The sequence below is a fragment of the Streptomyces krungchingensis genome (assembly GCF_054729265.1).
Genome location: NZ_JBPUKY010000001.1, coordinates 6724602 through 6745290, shown reverse-complemented (window position 1 = coordinate 6745290; position 20689 = coordinate 6724602). Strand labels below are relative to the sequence as shown.

Genomic DNA, 20689 nt, shown 5'->3' with positions numbered 1-20689 from the left:
CTCAAGCACTAGGACAGCCGCACACGCGGGTCGATCACGGCGTACAGGGCATCCACGATGACGTTGAGCAGGAGGATGAACGCGGCGCTGAAGAGCATCACGCCCATGAGTTTCGGCAGGTCCTTGCCGACCACCGAGTCCACGGCGAGCCGTCCGATCCCGGCGAGTCCGAAGGTGAACTCGGTGACGACCGCGCCGCCGAGGAGCGCCGACAGGTCCATGCCGAGGATGGTGAGGATCGGGATCAGCGAGCCGCGCCAGGCGTACCGGAAGAAGACGTACTTACCGGTCATGCCCTTCGCACGGGCCGCGCGGACATGCTCCTCCTGGAGTTGCTCGATCATCGTCGAGCGGGACATACGTGTGTAGTTGGCGGTGAAGATGACGGACATCACGATCCACGGGATCAGCAGGCCCATGAACCACTGCGCCGGATTCTCGCTGAACGGCACGTACTTGGGCTTGTCCAGCCAGCCGGTGCTGTAGACGAAGATGCCGAGGACGACCGGGCCGAGGAAGTAGATCTGCATCGAGCTGAGCACCAGCGAAATGCTGGAGAACGTCTTGTCGAGCCAGGTCCCGCGGTAGCGGGCGGCGATGAGACCGGTGCCGAGACCGACGATCAGGAAGACGAGCAGGCCGCCGATGGTGAGCGACAGCGTCAGCGGGAAGCGGTCCATGATCGTGTCCCAGACCATCTGCTGGTCACGGAAGGAGACACCGAAGCAGGGTGCCGGGCAGTGTCCTACGGCGAAGTCGCGCCCGACGAACAGGCCGGAGAGGAACTTCCAGTACTGCACCGGGATCGGATCGTCGAGCCCCAGGTTCTTGTGGATGATCGCCAGCGCGTCCGGGGTGCAGTTCTTGCCGCACGCGAGTGTCGCCGGGTCCTGGGGGATCGCGTAGTACATGAAGAACGTGAAGGCGCTGATCAGCAGGAGGATGAGCACCGCGCCGAACGTCCGGCGAAGGATGAATCGAAGCATGGCGGAACGCTGCTCTCAGGACGGCGGCCAGGGACAGGAGCGCCCGGGGCGCACTGCGCGCAGTGCGCCCCGGGAGGGTGGTCAGCTCTTGAGGAAGACCCGGGTCGGGTCGGTGTAGCTGGTGACCGTGGAGTAGCGCAGGCCGCCCACGTTGGTGCCGGCGATCTGGAACGTCTTGGTGTAGTAGATCGGCGACGCGGGGTTGACCTTCTCGCTGATGTACTGGTTGAGCGCGGTCCAGGCCTTGGTGGCCTCGGCGGTGTCCGTGATCTTCAGGATCCGCTGGATCTCGGAGTTCACGTGGTCGTCGTTGATGTGCGCGTAGTTCGACGCACCGTCCTGGATCTGCGCGCCGTCGTACAGCGGCGGGAAGACGGTCGAGGCGGAGGACCAGTCCTGGCCCCAGCCGGTCATGTAGATGTCGAAGCCGTTCTTGACCTTGCCCACCTGCTCGTACCAGGTGGCGGCGTCGATCTCCTTCTTCTGGACGTCGAGGCCGATCTTGGTGAGGGCGTTCTCGACGAGGACCGCCTGCTGCTGGCGAACCGGGACGTTGGCGTAGGCGTAGACGATCTTCATGCCCTTGGCGCCGGCCTCGTCGATCAGCTTCTTGGCCTTCTCGATGTCACCGTTGGGCTTCTTCGAGCGCTCGAAGGGGTCGTAGCCCTTCTGGTAGCCCGGAGTGGTCGGCGACATCAGGCTGTTGGCGACCTCACCGCCGTACGCGCCACCGTCCGCCTTGTACATGGCGGTGGACGGCATGGCGTAGGTGATCGCGTCGCGGATCTTCTTGTCCTTGATGCGGTCCATGTTGAAGTTCATCTGCCACACGTACGGCGCGTAGCCCTGGATGGTGCGCTTCATCGCCGCGGCGTTGGAGACGACCTTCTGCACCTGCGTGGTCGCGACCTGACCGGTCATCATGATGGCGTTCTTGGCGTCACCACGGTCGGCGAGGATCGTCTTGGTCTGGTCCTCGTCGTCGTGGTTGATGTCGATGTTGAAGCCGTCGACGTACTGGTGACGCATGGCGTCGCTCTTGGCGTCCCAGTTGGTGTTCTTGACCAGCTTCACGCTCTTGCCGGCCTTGAACTCCGAGATCTTGTACGGGCCGATGGCGACCGGCTTGGTGTCGTACTTCGCCTTCGTGTCGGTCTTCTCCGGGACGACGGAGTAGCCGGCCATGGCCAGGGCCTGCGGCAGGTCGGGCTGGGCTTCCTTGAAGTGGAAGACGACGGTCTTGTCGTCGGGGGTGGCGAGCACCGAGTCCGGCAGGTGCTTGCCGCCCTTGAACGGACCGGCGTACGCCTTGCGGTAGGTGGTGCCGGTACCCGACAGCCACTGCTGGATGTACGACGGGCCGTCCGTGATGAACGGGTCGTAGAGCCGCTCGAAGGTGTGCCGGACGTCGGCCGAGTCGATCACATGACCGGTCTCGTCCTTGATCCCGTCCTTCAGGGTGTACGTCCACGTCTTGCCGCCGTCCGACATCTTGCCGGGGTCGGTGGCGAGGTCACCCACGACGGTGAGGGCGCCCTTGTCGTCCTCCTTGTACGTGGTGAGGCCGCGGAAGATGAGCTTGGAGAGCAGGCCGGCGTCGCTCACGTAGATCTGGCCTGGGTCGAGGTGCGAGAAGTCGTCCTCCTCGTACACCTGGATCGTGCCGCCCGGCTTGGCACCGGGGACCTCCTCGGCAGGACCCGTCGAGTCCGCTGCGGTACCCATCGTCACCGCGGCCGACTGGGCGGCGGCCTCTTTCTTGCTCTTGCTCTTGTCCTTGCCGTTGCCGCTGTCACTGCTGCTGCAGCCGGCCAGCGCGAGGGCGCCGGCCGCGACCGCGACGACGGCGGTCCGCGCTCTGCGAGAACTGATGATGCTCATGGAGTCGAGTCCACCTGCCTGTGAGTTGTGATCAGTGATCCACTGGTGCTGCCTGGCGGTGCACTGCCGGTTCGTCGCCGGCTCCCGGGTGGCAGCGGCACCCCACGCTCGGGGTCAGCGGCCCGTCTTGGGATCGAAGGCGTCCCGGACCGAGTCACCGAGGAGGTTGAACGCCACGACGAAGATGACCATGGCGACACCCGGGAAGAACATGTAGACGGGGTCCTGTTCGTAGATGTCCGACCCGATGGCGAACATCCGGCCCCAGTCGGGGGTCGGTTCGGTGTAACCGACGCCGACGAACGAGAGAAACGCGACCGACAGGATGGTGCTCGGCAGCATGTAGGTGCCCTGCACCAGGATCGGTGTGACGAGGTTGGGCAGCAGTTCCTTGCGGATGATGCGCCACGGCGAGGCGCCCGCGACCCTCGCGGCCTCGACGAACTCCCGCTCGCGCAGCGAGAGGGCGACCGCCCTGATCAGCCGGGCGAGGCCCATCCAGCCGAGGAACCACAGCACTCCGATGATCGCGAGCGCGTGGATGTAGGTGGGCGTCTCCTCGTCGGGGGCGACGAACACCGCGGTGATGACGGGCATCGAGGCGATCATGAACAGCTGCTGCGGGAACGCGAGCAGGAAGTCCGTGAGCCGGCCGAGCCAGTAGTCGACCTTGCCGCCGAAGTAGCCGCCGACCAGGCCGATCAGCACGCCCATGAAGACCATCGCGACGGTCGCCGCGAGCGCCGTGTACAGCGAGGTGCGCATGCCGTACAGGAGCTGCATGAACACATCGCGCCCGAGGGTGGGTTCGATCCCGAACCAGTACTCCGACGTGATGCCGCCGTTGGGGCCCGCCGGCATGTTGAAGTCGTTCAGGAGCGTGGGGTCGTCCTGCCCGTACAGCGTGTACGGGTTCTTGCCGTACAGCTTCGAGATCAGCGGAGCGAGGGCGGCGATCAGGAAGAAGAACAGCACCACGTAGGCGGAGACCACACCGGTGCGGTCTCGCTTGAACCGGCGCCACATCAGCTGGCCGGGCGATCGGCCCTCCAGCTTCTCCGGCGTGTCGGAACCCTTCTGCGGCGTCTGCTCGTCGACCTCGGTGGAGGCTTCCGCGCCCTCGATCTCGATCGGACTCGTCATGATTCGTCCATTTCATGGGTACGCCGAGTCCGTGGCCGCCTCAGGGTGCGGGCGGCCACGTTCGGACCATGCGGATCAGGAGAGACGTATGCCTAGCGGTCGCTGTGCGCCGCAGCGCGGCGTGCGACAACTCGCAGATGAACACGCGTAGTTGGCATCTGGTGCCTCCTCATGACTCAACCGTTGCACGGACAGGAGGGGCCCTGACTGACCTCCGACACCCCTGACGGAGGGTCAAACACCCCACTGTGCTCGTGAGTCGGCGCTGTCCCCACAGCGCATGACCCATTGACCCGAGCGTTACGCGGCTAACTATCTGACATGAGCCAACTACCGACCACTGCCTTTAGGTCTCGGTTCCATCACAGCTGTCGCGTACATCTTCCAAAATCTGGACAAAATGATCTGAGAGAGAAGCCCGCGAAACGGACGTGTTACATGCGTATCGGGCGGCAGGCTCCGCATTTCGGACACGAGAGCCGGAAAAAACCGGTTGTACGGGACGGCGTGAACGGCTAGATCTTCCGCAACGAAAAAACCCGGGCACCCCGTGACGGGGTACCCGGGCTCGATTCCCGGTGGATCAGCCGCGCGGGGCGCGGTGGATCAGCCGTGCTCGCCGACGTGGATCAGCTGTGCTTGGCGCGGCTCGCGGTGCGGGCACGGTCACGCTGGTCGAGCACGACCTTGCGGATGCGAACGGCCTCCGGGGTCACCTCGACGCACTCGTCGTCGCGGCAGAACTCCAGCGACTGCTCCAGCGAGAGCTTGCGCGGGGGCACGATCGCCTCGAACGAGTCGGCCGAGGACGACCGCATGTTCGTGAGCTTCTTCTCCTTGGTGATGTTCACGTCCATGTCGTCGGAGCGCGAGTTCTCGCCGACGATCATGCCCTCGTACACCTCGGTGCCGGGGTCGGTGAACAGCACGCCGCGCTCCTGGAGGTTCGTCATCGCGAACGCGGTGACGGCGCCGGCGCGGTCGGCGACGAGCGAGCCGTTGTTACGGGTCGCCAGCGTGCCGAACCACGGCTCGTGGCCCTCGTGGATGGAGTGGGCGATGCCCGTGCCGCGCGTGCCGGTCAGGAACTCCGTACGGAAGCCGATGAGGCCGCGGGACGGGACGACGAACTCCATGCGGACCCAGCCGGAGCCGTGGTTCGACATGTTGTCCATCCGGCCCTTGCGGACGCCCATGAGCTGCGTGACCGCGCCCATGTGCTCCTCGGGCACGTCGATCGTCATGCGCTCGACGGGCTCGTGGATCTTGCCGTCGATCTCCTGGGTGACGACCTGCGGCTTGCCGATGGTCAGCTCGAAGCCCTCACGGCGCATCTGCTCGACCAGGATGGCGAGCGCGAGCTCACCACGGCCCTGGACCTCCCAGGCGTCCGGGCGCTCGGTGTCGAGCACGCGGAGGGAGACGTTACCGATCAGCTCGCGGTCGAGGCGGTCCTTGACCTGGCGGGCGGTGACCTTGCGGTCCTTGACCGCGGCCTTGGCGTCCGCGCCCTTGCCCGTGCCACCGCGGCCGACCAGCGGCGAGGTGTTCGTGCCGATGGTCATGGAGATCGCCGGCTCGTCGACCGTGATCAGCGGCAGCGCGATCGGGTTCTCGGTGTCGGCGAGGGTCTCACCGATCATGATGTCCGGGATACCGGCGACGGCGCAGATGTCACCGGGGCCGGCCACCTCGGCGGGCTTGCGGGTGAGCGCCTCGGTCATCAGCAGCTCGGTGATGCGCACATTGGCCATCGTGCCGTCGCGCTTGATCCACGTGACGGTCTGGCCCTTGCGCAGCTCGCCCTGCTCGACGCGGAGCAGCGCGATACGGCCGAGGAAGTTGTCGGCGTCCAGGTTGGTCACGTGGGCCTGCAGCGGCGCGGACTCGTCGAAGGACGGGGCCGGGACGTGCTCCAGGATCGTGGAGAAGAACGGCTCCAGGTTGTCGCTGTCGGCCGGGACGGTGCCGTCCTCCGGCTTGGTCAGCGACGCCACGCCGTCACGCGCGCAGGCGTAGACGATCGGGAACTCGATCTGGTCCTCGTCGGCGTCCAGGTCGAGGAAGAGGTCGTACGCCTCGTTCACGACCTCGTCGATGCGCGAGTCCGGGCGGTCCGTCTTGTTGATGCACAGGATGACGGGCAGGCGGGCCTGCAGCGCCTTGCGCAGCACGAAGCGGGTCTGCGGCAGCGGGCCCTCGGAGGCGTCGACGAGGAGGACGACCGCGTCCACCATCGACAGACCGCGCTCGACCTCACCACCGAAGTCGGCGTGGCCGGGGGTGTCGATGATGTTGATCGTGATGGCGTCGCCGCCATCCTTCGGGTGGTACTTGACCGCCGTGTTCTTCGCCAGGATCGTGATGCCCTTCTCACGCTCCAGGTCGTTCGAGTCCATCATGCGGTCGTCGAGCGACTCGGCGGCGTGCGCGGCGAAGGCACCGGCCTGCTTGAGCATGGCGTCGACCAGGGTGGTCTTGCCATGGTCGACGTGGGCGACGATGGCGACGTTGCGGATGTCGTGGCGCGTGGCCATATTGAGGCGCTTCTCCCGGGGTGAGTGGACGGCCTCCGCTGCGCGGGGCCTGCCGGGCTGAACACGCCACGGCCTTACCCCATGGTACGTGGCCGCGACGGAGGCGGCCTCCGCAGGGCCACGACGGCGACGGCCCGGCGAGCTCTTTACCGAGCTCACCGGGCCTTTTCGGTCCGCCGGGTGCCACTCCCGGGGAAGGGGGACCCCAGGACGTCCCCGGCTGTTCGACCGACGGTCCCCCGCTGTTCGACGCGGGGTCCCCGGCACGCAGGGGGTGGTCCCCCGGCGGCTAGCTCTTCGACGGGCCGGCCGAGGGGTTCGCGCCCTTCTTCAGGAAGCCCATGTCCTCGTAGACCGGGGTCTGGAAGCCGAAGGCGCCGGTGTTGACGAGGGTCGAGCGGGCGGCCGTGAGCTGGGGGCGCTGGAAGAGCGGGATCGATCCGGCGGCGGCCCAGATCCGGGCGTCGGCCTTGCGGACCAGCGAGCTCGCCTCGTCCTCGTCGAGCGTGGCGATGGCCTGGTCGAAGAGCTGGTCGACCTGGTCGGTACCGACGCGGGTGTAGTTCTGCTCGACGCTCAGGGAGCCGTCGGCGGCGGGCACGGGCTTGGCGTAGATCGGGCGCGCGTCGGTGGCCGGGAAGGCGGAGGCGGGCCACGAGTAGAGCGCCAGGTCGTACTGGCCCGAGGCGATGTGGTCCTTGAAGTAGCTCTCGTCCGCGACCTTGGACACGTCGGTGCGGATGCCGATGCGCTGGAGCATCTGCGAGATGCGGTCGGCGACCGTGCGCAGTGGCTCCGAACCGGGGCCGGAGGGCAGGACGAAGCGGAGCGTCAGCGGCTTGCCGTCCTTGGCGAGCGCGCCGGCCGCGGCGCCGGCGGGGGCGGCCGTGCCCTTGGGCGCGTACGCCCCGGGCGCCCCGCCCGCCGGAGCGTCCCGATGGGCGTCCTTGTGCCCGTAGCGGGTGCCGTCGAGGTGCCCGCCGGCCTGTTCGTCCGCCGACTTGTACTGGTGGTTCCCCGAGTGGTCCTTCGGGTCGTTGTTCTGCTCCCGGTCGGCCTCGGCGGGCTTGTTGTCCTCGCCGACGATGTACGTCCCGTCGTCCCCGGAGCCGTCCTGGTCCTCGGCGTCCTCCGCCTTCTTGCCCTTGGACCCGGCGGCCTTCTCCGTCTTCTTCTCCTCGGTGATCGGCCCGCCGCGCACCCATCCCGCGTCGGAGAGCAGGGCCTGCGCCTCGGCGGTGTCCTGGTCGCCGAGCGCACCGCTGTTGTCGGCGTACGCCTGCTGGCCCGCGAGCGCGAGGTGGCTGCCGACAGGCTCGGCGGGCAGACCGAGCGGCTGGAGCACCACCCGGGCGAGTTCCTTGCGGTCGAGGGCGCGGGCCACGGCGCGGCGCACGCGCTCGTCGGCGAGCGGGCCCTCGGAGCCGTTGAGGGCGAGCTGGGTGTAGGCCGGTTCGAGGGACTTGCGGATCACGAATCCGCTCAGGCCCGCGACCTGGTCGGCCGGCTCCGCCTTCGTCCCGTGCTCCGTGCGGCGCGCGGGCTTGCCGTCGTCGGACGCGCTCGCCGACGCCTTGCCGCTCGCGCTCGCGGACGCCTTCTGGGAACCGTCGGGAGAGGCCTCACCGGACGCGCTCGCCGAGGCCCCGTCGGACGCGCTCGCGGACACGTCGGCGGACGCGCTCGCGGACGCCTCCTGCGACGTCCCGGCGTCCGCGCCCGCGGACGCCTCGCCGGATGCCGTGGATGCCGTGCCCGACGCCGACGCGGACGTGCCGGGCGAGACGTGCGCCCCCTGGAGGGGGGCGGTGCCCTTGCCGCGGGAGGCGAGGGTGATCTGCTCGGCCTGCGCGGCGTCGACCTCGGCCAGGTCGACCCGGCCCGCGGCGAGCGCGGTGGTCCGATCGGCGCGCGGGACGGCGACGAGGTCGATCTCGGAGAGCTTGGTGGGACGGCCCCACCAGCGGGGATTGCGGGTGAGGCTGACCTGCCCGGCCGTGCGGTCGACCGCCTGGACGGCGAACGGCCCGGCGGTGACCTTGAGCTTCCTGCGCGCGCCGTCGTTGAAGGTGTCCGGGGTGCCCATGACGTCCTTCGGGTACAGCGGCGAGAACAGCGACTTCCAGTCGGCGTAGGGCCGGCTGAAGGTGACGCGGACCTCCAGGTTGTTCTTGCCGCGCTCGACCTTCTCGATCCGGTCGTAGCCGGCGTTGCGGGCGGTCCAGTACGCGGTGTCCTTGCCGGACAGGGCCCGCCACTGGGCGGCGAAGTCGGCGGCGCCGATCTCCCGCCCGTCGCTCCAGACCGCCTGCTGGTTGAGCTTGTACAGCACGACCTGCTTGGGCTCGCTCTCGACGACCTTCGCGGACTCCAGGTAGTTCGGGTTGATCTGCGGGCGCCCGTTCTGGTCGAGGCGGTACATCGACGGCAGGACGGCACCGGCGACACGCGTGGTCGCGGCGTCGGCGTCCGCCTGGAAGGCGTTCAGCGTCTCCGGAACGGAGTCCACGGCCCAGCGCAGCGTGCCGCCGTCGGTGATCAGGTCACGGGACGCGGGCGCGATGTCCTGCGCGGCACTGGGCTTGCTCGCGTCGTCCTCCGAGCTGCACGCGCTGAGCAGGGGGACCGCGAGCGCTCCCGCGGTGAGGAACGCGACCGAGCGCATCACCGCGCGCAGTCCGACGCCGTCGTGGGACATCACTGCAACCTCCGGGGGATGCTCCGCTGTGGGGCAGGTCGGTTTCTGATCACGTTTGGCGGTATATGGAGCTGATCAGATCTATGCGCCCACTGAAGGGGAGAAGGGCTTCGCGGGCGCGGCGACACGGCGGTGGAGGGCCCGAAGCCCACCCGTGCGGAGCAATGCCGGACCGTGCCGGGGCCTCCGTGGCCGCCCTGAGCGCGGAACGCCCGGCCTGTCACCGCCGCGCCCCCGGAGTCGCGTCGTTCCCTGAGCCGGCCCTCCCCGGAGTCGCGTTAATCCCTGAGCCGGCCGCCCCGGAATCGACGCGCTCGGAGCCACGCCATTCCCCCGGGACCCGGTCCGCCCCAGGAGCCGCGTCGTTCCCCGGACCGGGCCCGTCCCCCGGAGCCACGACGGTCTCCCGGAGCCACGACGGTCTCCCGGGGCCACGACGGTCCCCCGGGCCCGGCCGCCTCCCCGCGCCTCGCCGCCCTCAGCGGCTCCGGAGAGCTCCGGAGGGTTCCGGGGCGCCGCGGGCTCCCGTCCCCCGCGCCCCGGCTCTCACAGCCGATCCGGTGGCCGAGCCGCGGGGGGCGTGACCTCAAATCCGTGCACGCGCCTTCACACGGGCGTATGTGACGCGCAACACTCGCAGGCGCATGAACGTTGCCGCCTGGGACCGCAGTGTCCGTGGAAGTGAGGGCAAGTCATGTCCGTGCACGACGACTTGACGTCAGTCCAGCGCTGTCTCGACGACCTCCACAGGTCGGTGGGGCGCCTGGAACAGCAGATGGGCGGCGGTCTGGAGATGCGCCGGGTGCGCGCAGACGCCGATCACCTGCGCGAGAGCGTCGCGCTGCTGCGCGAGGCCGCCTCGGGGACCTCCCCCGAGCGCTCGGCCGCGACCGCCCGGGGTGGCCCCCCGTCGCCCCGCCGACCCGACCTGGTCCCCATCCCCGACACCCCGTACGACAGCTCTCTGTGGACCGATTCGGACGACGAGGGTCTCGGCGCCCGCGACCGGCACGCCCCCTGACCCCGACCGGAGCATTCGTTGACCACTGGTACGGAACCCCATCTGAACAGCGGCGGCGTACGGTCCGGTACGCGCGCCGCGATCGCCGAACCGCATCTGCGGACCGACCGCTGGTGGCTGGCGCCCGCCGTCACGGCGGCCGGGCTGCTGGCCTTCGTCGTGTACTCGACCTGGCGGGCCTTCGCCGACTCGTACTACTACGCGGCGCCGTACGTCTCGCCCTTCTACTCGCCGTGTCTCGCGGACCGGTGCAGGACGATGCACGCCGGGCCCAACGCGGACCTCTTCGGGAGCTGGTGGGGCCTGTCCCCCGCCATCATCATCCTGATCTTCCCGCTCGGCTTCCGGCTGACCTGCTACTACTACCGCAAGGCCTACTACCGGGGCTTCTGGGCGTCGCCGCCGGCCTGCGCGGTCGCCGAACCGCACAAGAAGTACACCGGCGAGACGCGCTTCCCGCTGATCCTCCAGAACATCCACCGGTACTTCTTCTACGCGGCCGTCGTCGTCGCGGGAATCCTCACGTACGACACCGTGCTCACCTTCCGCGACGAGCACTACCGCTGGGGCCACATGGGCCTGGGCACGCTGGTGTTCCTCGTCAACATCGTCCTGATCTGGGCGTACACCGTCTCCTGCCATTCCTGCCGGCACATCGTCGGCGGCAAGCTGAAGCACTTCTCCAAACATCCCGTGCGTTACCGGATGTGGCAGTGGGTCGGGAAGCTGAATGCCCGTCACATGCTGCTGGCCTGGTCGTCGTTGGTGAGCGTGGCACTCGCCGACTTCTACGTGTACCTGGTCGCGTCCGGCGCCTTCGACGATCCGCGCTTCTTCTAGTGAGTGGGGCCTTGTGATGTCCGTGGTCGACCGGCAGGAGTGGGACGTGGTCGTGGTCGGCGCCGGTGGCGCCGGGCTGCGTGCCGCCATCGAGGCCCGGGAGCGGGGCGCCCGTACGGCGGTGATCTGCAAGTCGCTGTTCGGCAAGGCGCACACCGTGATGGCCGAGGGCGGCATCGCCGCGGCCATGGGGAACGTCAACTCCGGTGACAACTGGCAGGTTCACTTCCGCGACACCATGCGCGGCGGGAAGTTCCTCAACCAGTGGCGGATGGCCGAGCTGCACGCCACCGAGGCTCCGGACCGCGTCTGGGAACTGGAGACGTGGGGCGCGCTCTTCGACCGCACCGCGGACGGACGGATCTCGCAGCGCAACTTCGGCGGCCACGAGTATCCGCGGCTCGCCCACGTCGGCGACCGGACGGGTCTGGAACTGATCCGCACGCTCCAGCAGAAGATCGTCTCCCTCCAGCAGGAGGACATGAAGGAGACCGGGGACTACGAGTCGCGCCTGAAGGTCTACCAGGAGTGCACCGTCACCCGGATCCTGAAGGACGGCGAACGCGTCTCCGGTGCCTTCTGCTACGAGCGGGAGACCGGCCGTTTCTTCGTCCTCGAAGCGCCCTCCGTGGTGATCGCCACCGGCGGCATCGGCAAGTCCTTCAAGGTGACGTCGAACTCCTGGGAGTACACCGGCGACGGGCACGCGCTCGCCCTGCTCGCCGGTGCGCCCCTGCTGAACATGGAGTTCGTGCAGTTCCACCCGACGGGCATGGTCTGGCCGCCGTCGGTCAAGGGCATCCTCGTCACCGAGTCCGTGCGCGGCGACGGCGGAGTGCTCAGGAACTCCGAGGGCAAGCGGTTCATGTTCGACTACATCCCCGACGTCTTCAAGGAGAAGTACGCGCAGTCGGAGGAGGAGGGCGACCGCTGGTACGAGGACCCGGACCACAACCGGCGTCCCCCCGAACTGCTCCCCCGGGACGAGGTCGCGCGCGCCATCAACTCCGAGGTGAAGGCGGGCCGCGGCTCGCCGCACGGCGGTGTCTTCCTCGACGTGTCCACCCGTATGCCCGCCGAGGTGATCAGGCGCCGGCTCCCCTCGATGTACCACCAGTTCAAGGAGCTCGCCGACGTCGACATCACGGCGGAGGCGATGGAGGTCGGCCCCACCTGCCACTACGTCATGGGCGGCATCGCGGTCGACTCGGACACGGCGGCAGCCCGCGGCGTACCGGGGCTGTTCGCGGCCGGTGAGGTCGCGGGCGGCATGCACGGCTCCAACCGGCTCGGCGGCAACTCGCTCTCCGACCTGCTGGTGTTCGGCCGCCGGGCGGGCCTGCACGCGGCCGAGTACACCGCCGGCCTGGACGGCGGGCGCCCGCCCGTGGACGACGTCCAGATCGACACGGCGGCCGCGGAGGCGCTGCGGCCCTTCTCCGCCGAGGGCCCCGAGGCGGGTGAGGAGGACGGCCGCCCGCCGGAGAACCCGTACACCCTGCACCAGGAACTCCAGCAGGCCATGAACGACCTGGTCGGCATCATCCGGCGCGAGGCGGAGATGGAACAGGCCCTGGAGAAGCTCGCGGACCTGCGGGTGCGGGCACGCCGGGCCGGCGTGGAGGGGCACCGCCAGTTCAACCCGGGCTGGCACCTCGCCCTCGACCTGCGGAACATGCTGCTGGTCAGCGAGTGCGTGGCGCGGGCCGCGCTGGAACGCACCGAGTCCCGGGGCGGGCACACCCGCGAGGACCATCCGGCGATGGACCGCGCCTGGCGGCGGATCAATCTGCTCTGCCGGCTGACGGACCCGACGGGCGGACTGGCCGCGACCGACCCCGTACGCGGGCAGATCGACCTGGTCCGCGAGACCACCGACCCCATCCGCTCCGACCTGCTCGCTCTCTTCGAGAAGGAAGAGCTGGTCAAGTACCTCGCCGAAGAGGAGCTCTACGAGTGAGCAGCTACGAGGCCCGCTTCAAGGTGTGGCGGGGTGACGTCAAGGGCGGCGGCCTGGAGGACTTCGCGGTCGAGGTGAACGACGGCGAGGTGGTGCTGGACATCATCCACCGGCTCCAGGCCACACAGGCCCCCGACCTGGCCGTGCGCTGGAACTGCAAGGCGGGCAAGTGCGGTTCGTGCTCGGCGGAGATCAACGGACGGCCGCGGCTGATGTGCATGACGCGGATGTCCGTGTTCACGCGCGAGGAGACGATCACCGTCACGCCCCTGCGCGCGTTCCCCGTCGTGCGTGATCTCGTCACCGACGTCGGCTTCAACTACACGAAGGCGAGGGAGGTCCCGGCCTTCGTCCCGCCCGCCGGACTGGGACCCGGCGAGTACCGGATGCAGCAGGAGGACGTCGACCGGTCGCAGGAGTTCCGCAAGTGCATCGAGTGCTTCCTGTGCCAGGACACCTGCCATGTCGTGCGTGACCACGAGGAGAACAAGACCGCCTTCGCCGGCCCGCGCTTCCTGATGCGGGTCGCGGAGCTGGACATGCACCCGCTGGACGCCGCCGCCGACACGGGACTCGACCGCAAGGCGACCGCCCAGGACGAACACGGCCTCGGCTACTGCAACATCACCAAGTGCTGCACGGAGGTCTGCCCCGAAGGCATCAAGATCACGGACAACGCGCTGATCCCCCTGAAGGAACGCGCCGTCGACCGCAAGTACGACCCGCTGGTGTGGCTCGGGTCGAAGATCGGCAGGCGCCGCACGTAGCGGACACGAGCCGGCGGCAGGCAGTGGCCGCGGGCCCGGCTCAGGGCCGCCGGCCGGGTCGCTGCGCCGCCAGCTGGAACACGTTGCCCAGCAGGAACAGGCCCATGCCCGACAGGGCGAACGAGGTCATCTCGGCGTCGGGGCCGTGGAACGGGCCGAGGAACATGAACAGGGTCATCCCGACGCTCGCCGTCACCGCTCCGTAGCCCCACAGCTTCGGACGCAGCACGCGGTGGCGGCCCAGCGGCATCAGCCAGCCCGTCGTGATGGCCACGATCCCCAGCGTCGCGAGCGACACCACGGCCAGCACGGCCGCCGTCACCAGATACGGGTGCATCGCTCCCCCTTCCTCCGGCGCGCCGGAGGAGCACGCCGTCGCGTGGGTGGGCCGGAGCACACCCACGGGCCGATCGTGGCACGCGAGGGCCCGGGCCTCCAGAGGCCCCGCGTCAAGAACGCGTACGGAACGGATCGGTGGCTCCCGGCGGGGGCGGACGTGTCAGCGCACCCAGCCCTCCCGGTAGGCGGTCCAGTCGGCCTCGGTCGCCGCGAAGTCGACGTAGAGGGCGAGGCCGAAGCGGTCGCGGTGGCGGTCCGTGCGGGACAGGCCGAGGCGCGCGCCGCGCACGGCCGCGGTGACCGTCTCGGCGGACTCGTGGTGGCTCATGTCGTCCTCGTGGAAGAACGGCAGGCCCATCAGCAGGTCGGTCGACTCCGGGGTGACCTCCAGGGCGAGGGAGGTCTGCTGGGCGACGTAGCCGCCGTACAGGCTCTCCATCGGAAGGGCCGTGTCGTACGACATGAGGGCGATCTGGTCGACCCGGCGGGCGACCTGTCCGAAGTACCACTGGGACCACCACTTGGGGTGGTTCGTGAGGGAGCCGCGGACGGCGTGGGCGGCCGGCAGCGGGTCGATCTGGTGGGCGGCGACGGAGAGCGGCACGTGCCGGGAGCGGGTCACCTCGTGCAGGTCGTCGAGGAGGGAGAGGTAGTCGCGGTTGCCGGAGTGCAGGGGCTCGAAGTCGAAGTGGACGCCGTCGAATCCGGCCGCCAGGATCTGCCGGGTAGAGCCCACGACCGCCTTCCGGGTGTCCGCCCGCTCCATGCGCAGCCCGTGCGGCCCTTCGCTCGCCAGCGCGTCGCCGAGCCAGGCCTGCACACGTACGCCGGGCAGTTCGCGGTGCACCGCGGCGATCAGCCACGCGGCCCTCGGGTAGGCCGTCCTCGGCAGGGTCCCGTCGTGCTCCAGCGGTCCCGCGTGCACGTACAGATCGCGTATGCCGGTGCTCCGCAGCCGCGCCGCCAGCGTGGTGACGTCCGCGTCCTTCTTCCGCCCGTCGACCCAGGCGTGCCCCAGCCAGACGGCGTCACGGTTCCTCGTCGCGGTCCCGGGGCCGGGGTCCCCGGCGTAGTTCACCCGCAGGGCGATGCCCGCGACCAGGGAGGGCACCAGCAGGACGAGGACCAGCGCGAGCAGCACACGCTTGGGCCACCGCAGGCGCGGGTGCCGCCAGACCCGCCCGACGCGCCCGCGCCGGGTTCTCGCCCCGGTTCCCGGGAGGACCCCTGTCGGCTCCTCGGTGGGGTGCTGCGGGGTCTCGGCGGGGCCTGACGGAGCATCCGCGGGGGCGGACACGGTGTCGGGGGCCGCGGGGCCCGACGCGGGGCCCGACGCGGGATCGGTCGCAGGGCCCGGCTCGGGAACGGTTGCAGGGCCGGTCACGGAGTCCGGCGCGGGATCCGGCGCGGGAACGGTTGCAGGGCCGGTCGCGGGAACGGCCGCAGGACCGGTCACAGAGTCCGGCGCGGGATCCGTCGCCGAGTCCGGCGCGGGATCGGCCGCAGGACCGGTCACAGGGTCGCCCGCAGGACCGGTCGCGGAGGCCGGCACGGAACCGGTCACGGAGGCCGGCGCAGGACCGGGTCCGGGGTCCGGCACAGGATCAGGGGCGGAACCGGCTTCGGGATCCGGGGCGGGACCGGCTTCGTGGTCCGGGGCCGCCGGGGCCGCGGTGGTGGGCGGTGCGGCGGGCGATGCCGCGGCCGGTGTCCCCGTGGCGGGCTCCGCCCGCCGTGTCCCCGTCCCGGGACCGGGGCCGCCCGCACGGGCCTCGTTTCCGGAATCCGCCCGCCCAGTAGCCATCCCCCGCGCCCCTCCCGTACGTCCCCGTATCCCCCGTACCTTAGGCGCCCCCGCCTCGGCGCACCCCGGTCGCGTCTGCGCGCATGCGGCCATACGCTCCCAAATGTGACGTCGCCCCTGAGCCGAAGCCGGTCGCGCCAGGCCCCGTCGCACATAGCCGTGCGGGTGGCGCATGCCGCGCTCGGGGGGCTCATGGCGGTGGGGTGGCTGGTGTTGCCCCTGGCCACGGAGGACGGCGAGGCGCCCGTGACCGCGGCACGGAGCGCGCGGGGCACCGACGGGGCCGTGGCCCAGGAGACGGCGGTCGCGGACGGACCGGACGGGACGGCCACCGGGGACCTCGTCCTGCCGCTCGTCGCCGTCGGCACCGCGGCGGCGCTGGGGGCGTACGGATACGCGCGGCGCAGGCAGCGCGCGAGGACCCGCACGACACCCGGCGGGCACCCTGCCGGACTCCCGTCCGTGCCCGAACTCGACCGGCAGATACGGTCGTTACTCGTGGCAACCGACGACTGCGTCCGCACGAGTGCCGAGGAACTCGACTGCGCCGGGGCACAGTTCGGCGACGCGGCCGTCGAGCCGTACGCGGGCGCACTGGCCGGTGCGAGGTCCGAGCTCGCGGCGGCCTTCGGGCTCCGGCAACTGCTCGAGGAGACCGGCCGCGGCGCCGAGGACCGGGGCGCGCTGGAGGAGATCCGGGCCCACTGCGGCGACGCCGGGCGGCGGCTGGACGCGGAGGCGGCCGGGTTCGACCAGTTGCGCGGCCTGGAGCACGACGCGGCCACCGTGCTGGGGCTCACGGAGACCCGGTTCCGCGCGGTGGCGGCGCGCACCCCGGCCATGGAGACGACGCTGGGCGAGCTGCACAAGCGGTACGCCCCCTCCGCGACCGCCCCGGTGACGGGATACCGCGAACACACCAAGGAGCGGCTGGTGTTCGCCACCATCCGCCTCAACCTCGCGCGCCAGTGCGCCGACCGGGGCAAGGGCGGCAAGGCGGCGGCCTTTCTGCGTGCGGCGGAGGGCGCCCTCGGCCAGGCCGCCCTGCTCGTCGACGGGGTCGACCGGCTCGCGGGCGAACTGGGTTCGGCGGAACGGCGGTTGCCGGCCGCACTGGACGCGCTGGAGGACGATCTCGCCGAGGCGCGCGGTCCGCGCACCGACGGGGCCGTCGGTGAGCTGCCCGTGCGGGTCGCGCACGCCGAGGCACTGCTCGCCGATGTGCGCCGGGAGATCAGGGCCGGACCGTACGATCCGCTCGACGCGCTGCGGCGGGTCGCGGAGGCGGGCGTCGTCCTCGCCGAGGCGTGCGCCGTGCCCGGCGAACGCTTCCGCGCCCTGCGCGACGACGCCCTCCTTCCGGCCCGTGCGGCGGTCGGTTCCGCGGCGGACTTCGTGGCCACGAACCGGGGGGCGGTCGGCTGCACGGCGCGTACCCGTCTCGCGGCGGCCGAACAGCTCCTGGCGGCGGGGGCCTTCGCCCTCGCCGAGGTGCGGCGGGCCGACGTGCTCGCCCGGGAGGCACGGGACCTCGCGGAGCGGGACGTGCGGGCGCACGGCAACCCCACCGGGGGGTACGAGGGTGCCGGGGTCGGCGGCGCCGTGCTCGGCGGCATCCTGCTGCCCGGTGCTGCCGGTCCCGCGTGCTTCGGCGGCCCCCGCACCCGGGGCCGGCGGGCGGTGCGTCCCGGCTGACGCCCGGCCCCTGCCCACGACCCGCCGCGGCCCTTCGCGCCTCGACGGCGGGAGCAGTTGCCGGCCGCTTCGCCTCAGAACAGGCTCAGGAGCGCCTCCGCCGGGTCCACCAGGCCCGATTCGCCGTCCGGCAGGGGGAGTTCGAACCACACCGTCTTTCCGCGAGGGGTTCGCCGGGAGCCCCAGGCGGCGGACAGCAGGCCGACGAGCTGAAGGCCCCGGCCGCCCTCGTCGGTGTCCCGGGCGCGGCGGCGACGCGGCTGCACGAGGCCCGCGTCCCACACCTCGCACACCAGGGTGCGGTCGAGGAGCAGCCGGAGTCTGATCTCCCCCTCGCCGTACCGCAGTGCGTTGGTCACCAGCTCGCTGACGAGGAGTTCCGTCGTGTCCACGAGGGGCTCCAGGTCCCAGGCCTGGAGCTGGGTGCGCGCGTACTCGCGGGCGCGGCCCACGCTGCGCGGCTCGCGCGGCAGCGTCCAGTCGCCGACGGACTCGGCGGGCAGCCCCTGAACCCGTGCCATCAGCAGGGCGATGTCGTCCTCGCCGTGGTGGGTGTCGAGGGTGTTGAGGACGTGGTCGCAGACGTCCTCCAGGGGGCGGGTGGGGTCGGTCAGGGCGCCCACGAAGGCCTGCAGGCCCTCGTCGAGGGGATGGTCGCGGGATTCGACCAGCCCGTCCGTGTAGAGCGCCAGCAGCGCGCCCTCGGGGAGTTCGACCTCGACCTCCTCGAAGGGCTCGCCGCCCACGCCGAGCGGCATCCCGGGCGGCACGTCGAGCATGAGCGCGCTCTCGCCGGGTTCGACGAGAACGGGCGGCAGATGGCCCGCGTTGGCGAAGGTGCACCGGCGCGTCACGGAGTCGTAGACGGCGTACACGCAGGTCGCGAGGTACACCTCGGAGAGGTCGGCGTCGCGGGGCTGGCGGGCCGTGCGGGTGGCCTGCTGCACCCCGCCGGGGGTGCCGAGGCCGCGGGCGATCTCGTCCAGCGCCGAGAGGACCTCGGCGGGTTCCAGGTCCAGCAGCGCCAGCGTCCGTACGGCGGTGCGCAGTTCACCCATCGCCACGGCGGCGCGCAGCCCGCGCCCCATCACGTCACCGACTACCAACGCCGTGCGGTGACCGGGAAGTTCGATCACGTCGAACCAGTCGCCGCCCACCTCGGTCGCCGCGTTGCCCGGCAGATAACGGCACGCGATGTCCAGGCCGGACGCCTCGGGGTCGCCCGGGGGCAACAGGGAGCGCTGGAGGATCAGCGCGCGCTCGTGCTCACGGCGGTACAGGCGCGCGTTGTCGATGCAGACGGCGGCACGCGCGGCCAGCTCCACCGCGAGCGCGCGGTCGCGTTCCCCGAACGGCTCGCTGCCCTTCGTGCGGGAGAACTGGGCGAGCCCGACGACGGTGTCGTGGGCGACCATCGGGACGGCGAGCGTGGACTGGATGAGGCCGCCCTCGTCGGCCGGGATGTTCTGCGGCCGCGCGGTGCGCAGGGCGTCCGCGCAGGGCGAGTTGAAGGGGTAGTGGTGGACGGCGCCCACGGCCACCGGTGCGGGCCCGCCGACGAACGGCGCGTCGGCGACGGCACTGGCGAAGGCGACGCGGCGGAGTTCGGCGCTGCCGTCGGCTAGGCCCGGCGGGGTCTCGTCGCCGGCCAGCAGGCCCTGGTACAGGTCGACCGTCGCCAGGTCGCAGAACCCGGGGACGACGACGTCGAGGAGTTCGCGTGCGGTGGTCTCCAGGTCGAGGGAGTTGCCTATGCGGGCGCCGGCCTCGTTCAGGAGGGCGAGATTGCGCCGGGCGGCGGCTGCCTCACGGGCGGCGGCGCGGCGGGCGGTGATGTCGGTTCCGAGCCAGGCGATGCCGATGGGGCGCCCGGTTCCGCTGTGTACGCGGTAGAGGTTGACGGACCAGTGGCGGCGCTCGTCGGACCCGGGGACGTGGCCGGTGACATGCATGTCCGTGATGGAGTCGCCGGTCTCCATGACGCGGCGCAGGGTCGCCGAGACGCGTTCGGCCTCCGCGTGCGGCAGGTAGTCGTGGACGCCGCGTCCGCGGTGGTCGTCGACGGTGCCGCCGAAGGTCGAGGCGAAGCGCTGGTTGGCGCGGCGGACGCGCAGGTCGGTGTCGATCAGCAGGAAGCCGAAAGGAGATTGACCGAAAATCGCCTGCGAGGCGGCGAGGTCCGTCTCGATCCGGCGGAGGGTGCGGACGTCCACGACGATGCACACGGCGGCCCGCTCGCCGTCCTCCGTCGTGGTGGGCATCACATAGACCTCGGCGAGCCCCTCGACCCCTTCGCCGATGCCCTCGGGGTCCGCGTCGAGGGGGTCGGGCGCCCGGAACGGGACCACACCCGTCCACTCGCGGCCGTCCAGGATCTCCGCCATCTTGCGCTGCCCGAACTCACGCCGGTCGGGGGTGACGAACGCCTCGATGGGGTCCATGCCCACGGCGCGTTCGGAGGAGATGCCGAAGAGCTGTTCGGCGCGCAGGCTCCACTGGTCGATCAGCCCGTCGGCGCCGATGGAGAAGGAGGCGACCTTGATGTAGTCGTACATCGAGCCGGGCGGGCTGCTCTGCCACATGGTGTCGCCCGCAGAGTCGCCCTCACCGGGCGTCATGCGCAGGGAGTCGCGGGCCTCACCGCCCGCGGAACCGCCCTGGTCCCGGGCCTCGCCCCGGGGGCCTTCCCCGCTCCGGGAGGCCTCCTCGCCCCGCACCCCGCGACGGACGGCCTCCCCGGCCCTGGTGCCGCTCCCGGAACCGTCCGCGGCATCCGTCCCGCCGGGCGTCGTGCGCCGGGCGTCGCCCGCAAAGTGGCCCCCGTCGGGCGTCTCGCGCACGGAGTCGTTCCCCGAGTCGCCCGCAGGATCGCCCGACGCATCAGCCCTCGCGCCGTCCGACGGGTCCTCGGACTCCGTGGCCTTCGCTGGTATCTCGCTCACGCGAACCGTCCCCTCCAGCTCACCGCGTCCGGCACCGGTCACCGGAGGCGGCTGCCCGCAGTATCCAGCACTACGG

Annotated in this window: 13 protein-coding genes; 5 read left to right on the top strand and 8 right to left on the bottom strand. The window is 70.8% G+C overall.

Annotated features, from left to right (window positions below; all coding sequences use genetic code 11):
• Positions 1-8 precede the first annotated feature (8 nt).
• From ACSYGO_RS29710 to ACSYGO_RS29690, 5 genes are all read right to left on the bottom strand, one after another.
• Positions 9-986: an ABC transporter permease gene (locus ACSYGO_RS29710; protein ID WP_426680079.1), complete on the bottom strand. Its 978-nt coding sequence runs from the start codon at positions 984-986 to the stop codon at positions 9-11.
• An 81-nt stretch (positions 987-1067) separates the two neighbouring features.
• Entirely contained in the window at positions 1068-2867 is a 1800-nt protein-coding gene (locus ACSYGO_RS29705) for an ABC transporter substrate-binding protein (RefSeq protein ID WP_426680080.1), read from the bottom strand.
• A gap of 114 nt (positions 2868-2981) precedes the next feature.
• A complete protein-coding gene (locus ACSYGO_RS29700) occupies positions 2982-4010 on the bottom strand; it encodes an ABC transporter permease (RefSeq protein ID WP_345652922.1) in 1029 nt (342 codons plus the stop codon).
• A 629-nt stretch (positions 4011-4639) separates the two neighbouring features.
• Complete coding sequence (typA, locus tag ACSYGO_RS29695; RefSeq protein WP_426680081.1) at positions 4640-6547, bottom strand: translational GTPase TypA; 1908 nt, start codon at positions 6545-6547, stop codon at positions 4640-4642.
• 289 nt (positions 6548-6836) lie between these two features.
• Positions 6837-9245, bottom strand: coding sequence for an ABC transporter family substrate-binding protein (locus ACSYGO_RS29690; RefSeq protein WP_460388294.1), 2409 nt, complete (start codon positions 9243-9245; stop codon positions 6837-6839).
• 694 nt (positions 9246-9939) lie between these two features.
• On the opposite strand from ACSYGO_RS29690, the gene ACSYGO_RS29685 reads away from it, so the two are divergent.
• Genes ACSYGO_RS29685 through ACSYGO_RS29670 form a run of 4 tightly spaced genes read left to right on the top strand, consistent with a single transcriptional unit; the run spans position 9940 to position 13833 of the window.
• A complete protein-coding gene (locus ACSYGO_RS29685; protein ID WP_460388292.1) occupies positions 9940-10266 on the top strand; it encodes a hypothetical protein in 327 nt (108 codons plus the stop codon).
• Positions 10267-10284: 18 nt separating this feature from the next.
• Positions 10285-11106 carry a hypothetical protein gene (locus ACSYGO_RS29680; RefSeq protein WP_426680084.1) on the top strand — a complete coding sequence of 274 codons (822 nt, stop codon included), beginning with the start codon at positions 10285-10287 and terminating at the stop codon, positions 11104-11106.
• 16 nt (positions 11107-11122) lie between these two features.
• Entirely contained in the window at positions 11123-13066 is a 1944-nt protein-coding gene (locus ACSYGO_RS29675) for a fumarate reductase/succinate dehydrogenase flavoprotein subunit (protein WP_426680085.1), read from the top strand.
• Positions 13063-13833 (top strand): succinate dehydrogenase/fumarate reductase iron-sulfur subunit, encoded by a 771-nt coding sequence (locus ACSYGO_RS29670; protein ID WP_095936425.1) that lies wholly within the window; start codon positions 13063-13065, stop codon positions 13831-13833. The genes ACSYGO_RS29675 and ACSYGO_RS29670 overlap by 4 nt, the downstream gene beginning before the upstream one ends.
• A gap of 40 nt (positions 13834-13873) precedes the next feature.
• Here ACSYGO_RS29670 and ACSYGO_RS29665 read toward each other — a convergent pair whose 3' ends face one another.
• Together ACSYGO_RS29665 and ACSYGO_RS29660 are read right to left on the bottom strand one after the other, a co-directional pair.
• Positions 13874-14236, bottom strand: coding sequence for a hypothetical protein (locus ACSYGO_RS29665; RefSeq protein WP_426680086.1), 363 nt, complete (start codon positions 14234-14236; stop codon positions 13874-13876).
• 96 nt (positions 14237-14332) lie between these two features.
• Positions 14333-15556, bottom strand: a complete 1224-nt coding sequence (locus ACSYGO_RS29660) for a glycoside hydrolase family 18 protein (protein ID WP_460388290.1) — start codon at positions 15554-15556, stop codon at positions 14333-14335.
• A gap of 525 nt (positions 15557-16081) precedes the next feature.
• Between ACSYGO_RS29660 and ACSYGO_RS29655 the strand changes: the two genes are divergently transcribed.
• Positions 16082-17671 carry a hypothetical protein gene (locus tag ACSYGO_RS29655; RefSeq protein ID WP_460388288.1) on the top strand — a complete coding sequence of 530 codons (1590 nt, stop codon included), beginning with the start codon at positions 16082-16084 and terminating at the stop codon, positions 17669-17671.
• A gap of 74 nt (positions 17672-17745) precedes the next feature.
• On the opposite strand, the gene ACSYGO_RS29650 is transcribed toward ACSYGO_RS29655, so the two are convergent.
• Complete coding sequence (locus ACSYGO_RS29650) at positions 17746-20613, bottom strand: SpoIIE family protein phosphatase (RefSeq protein WP_426680088.1); 2868 nt, start codon at positions 20611-20613, stop codon at positions 17746-17748.
• Positions 20614-20689: the final 76 nt, after the last annotated feature.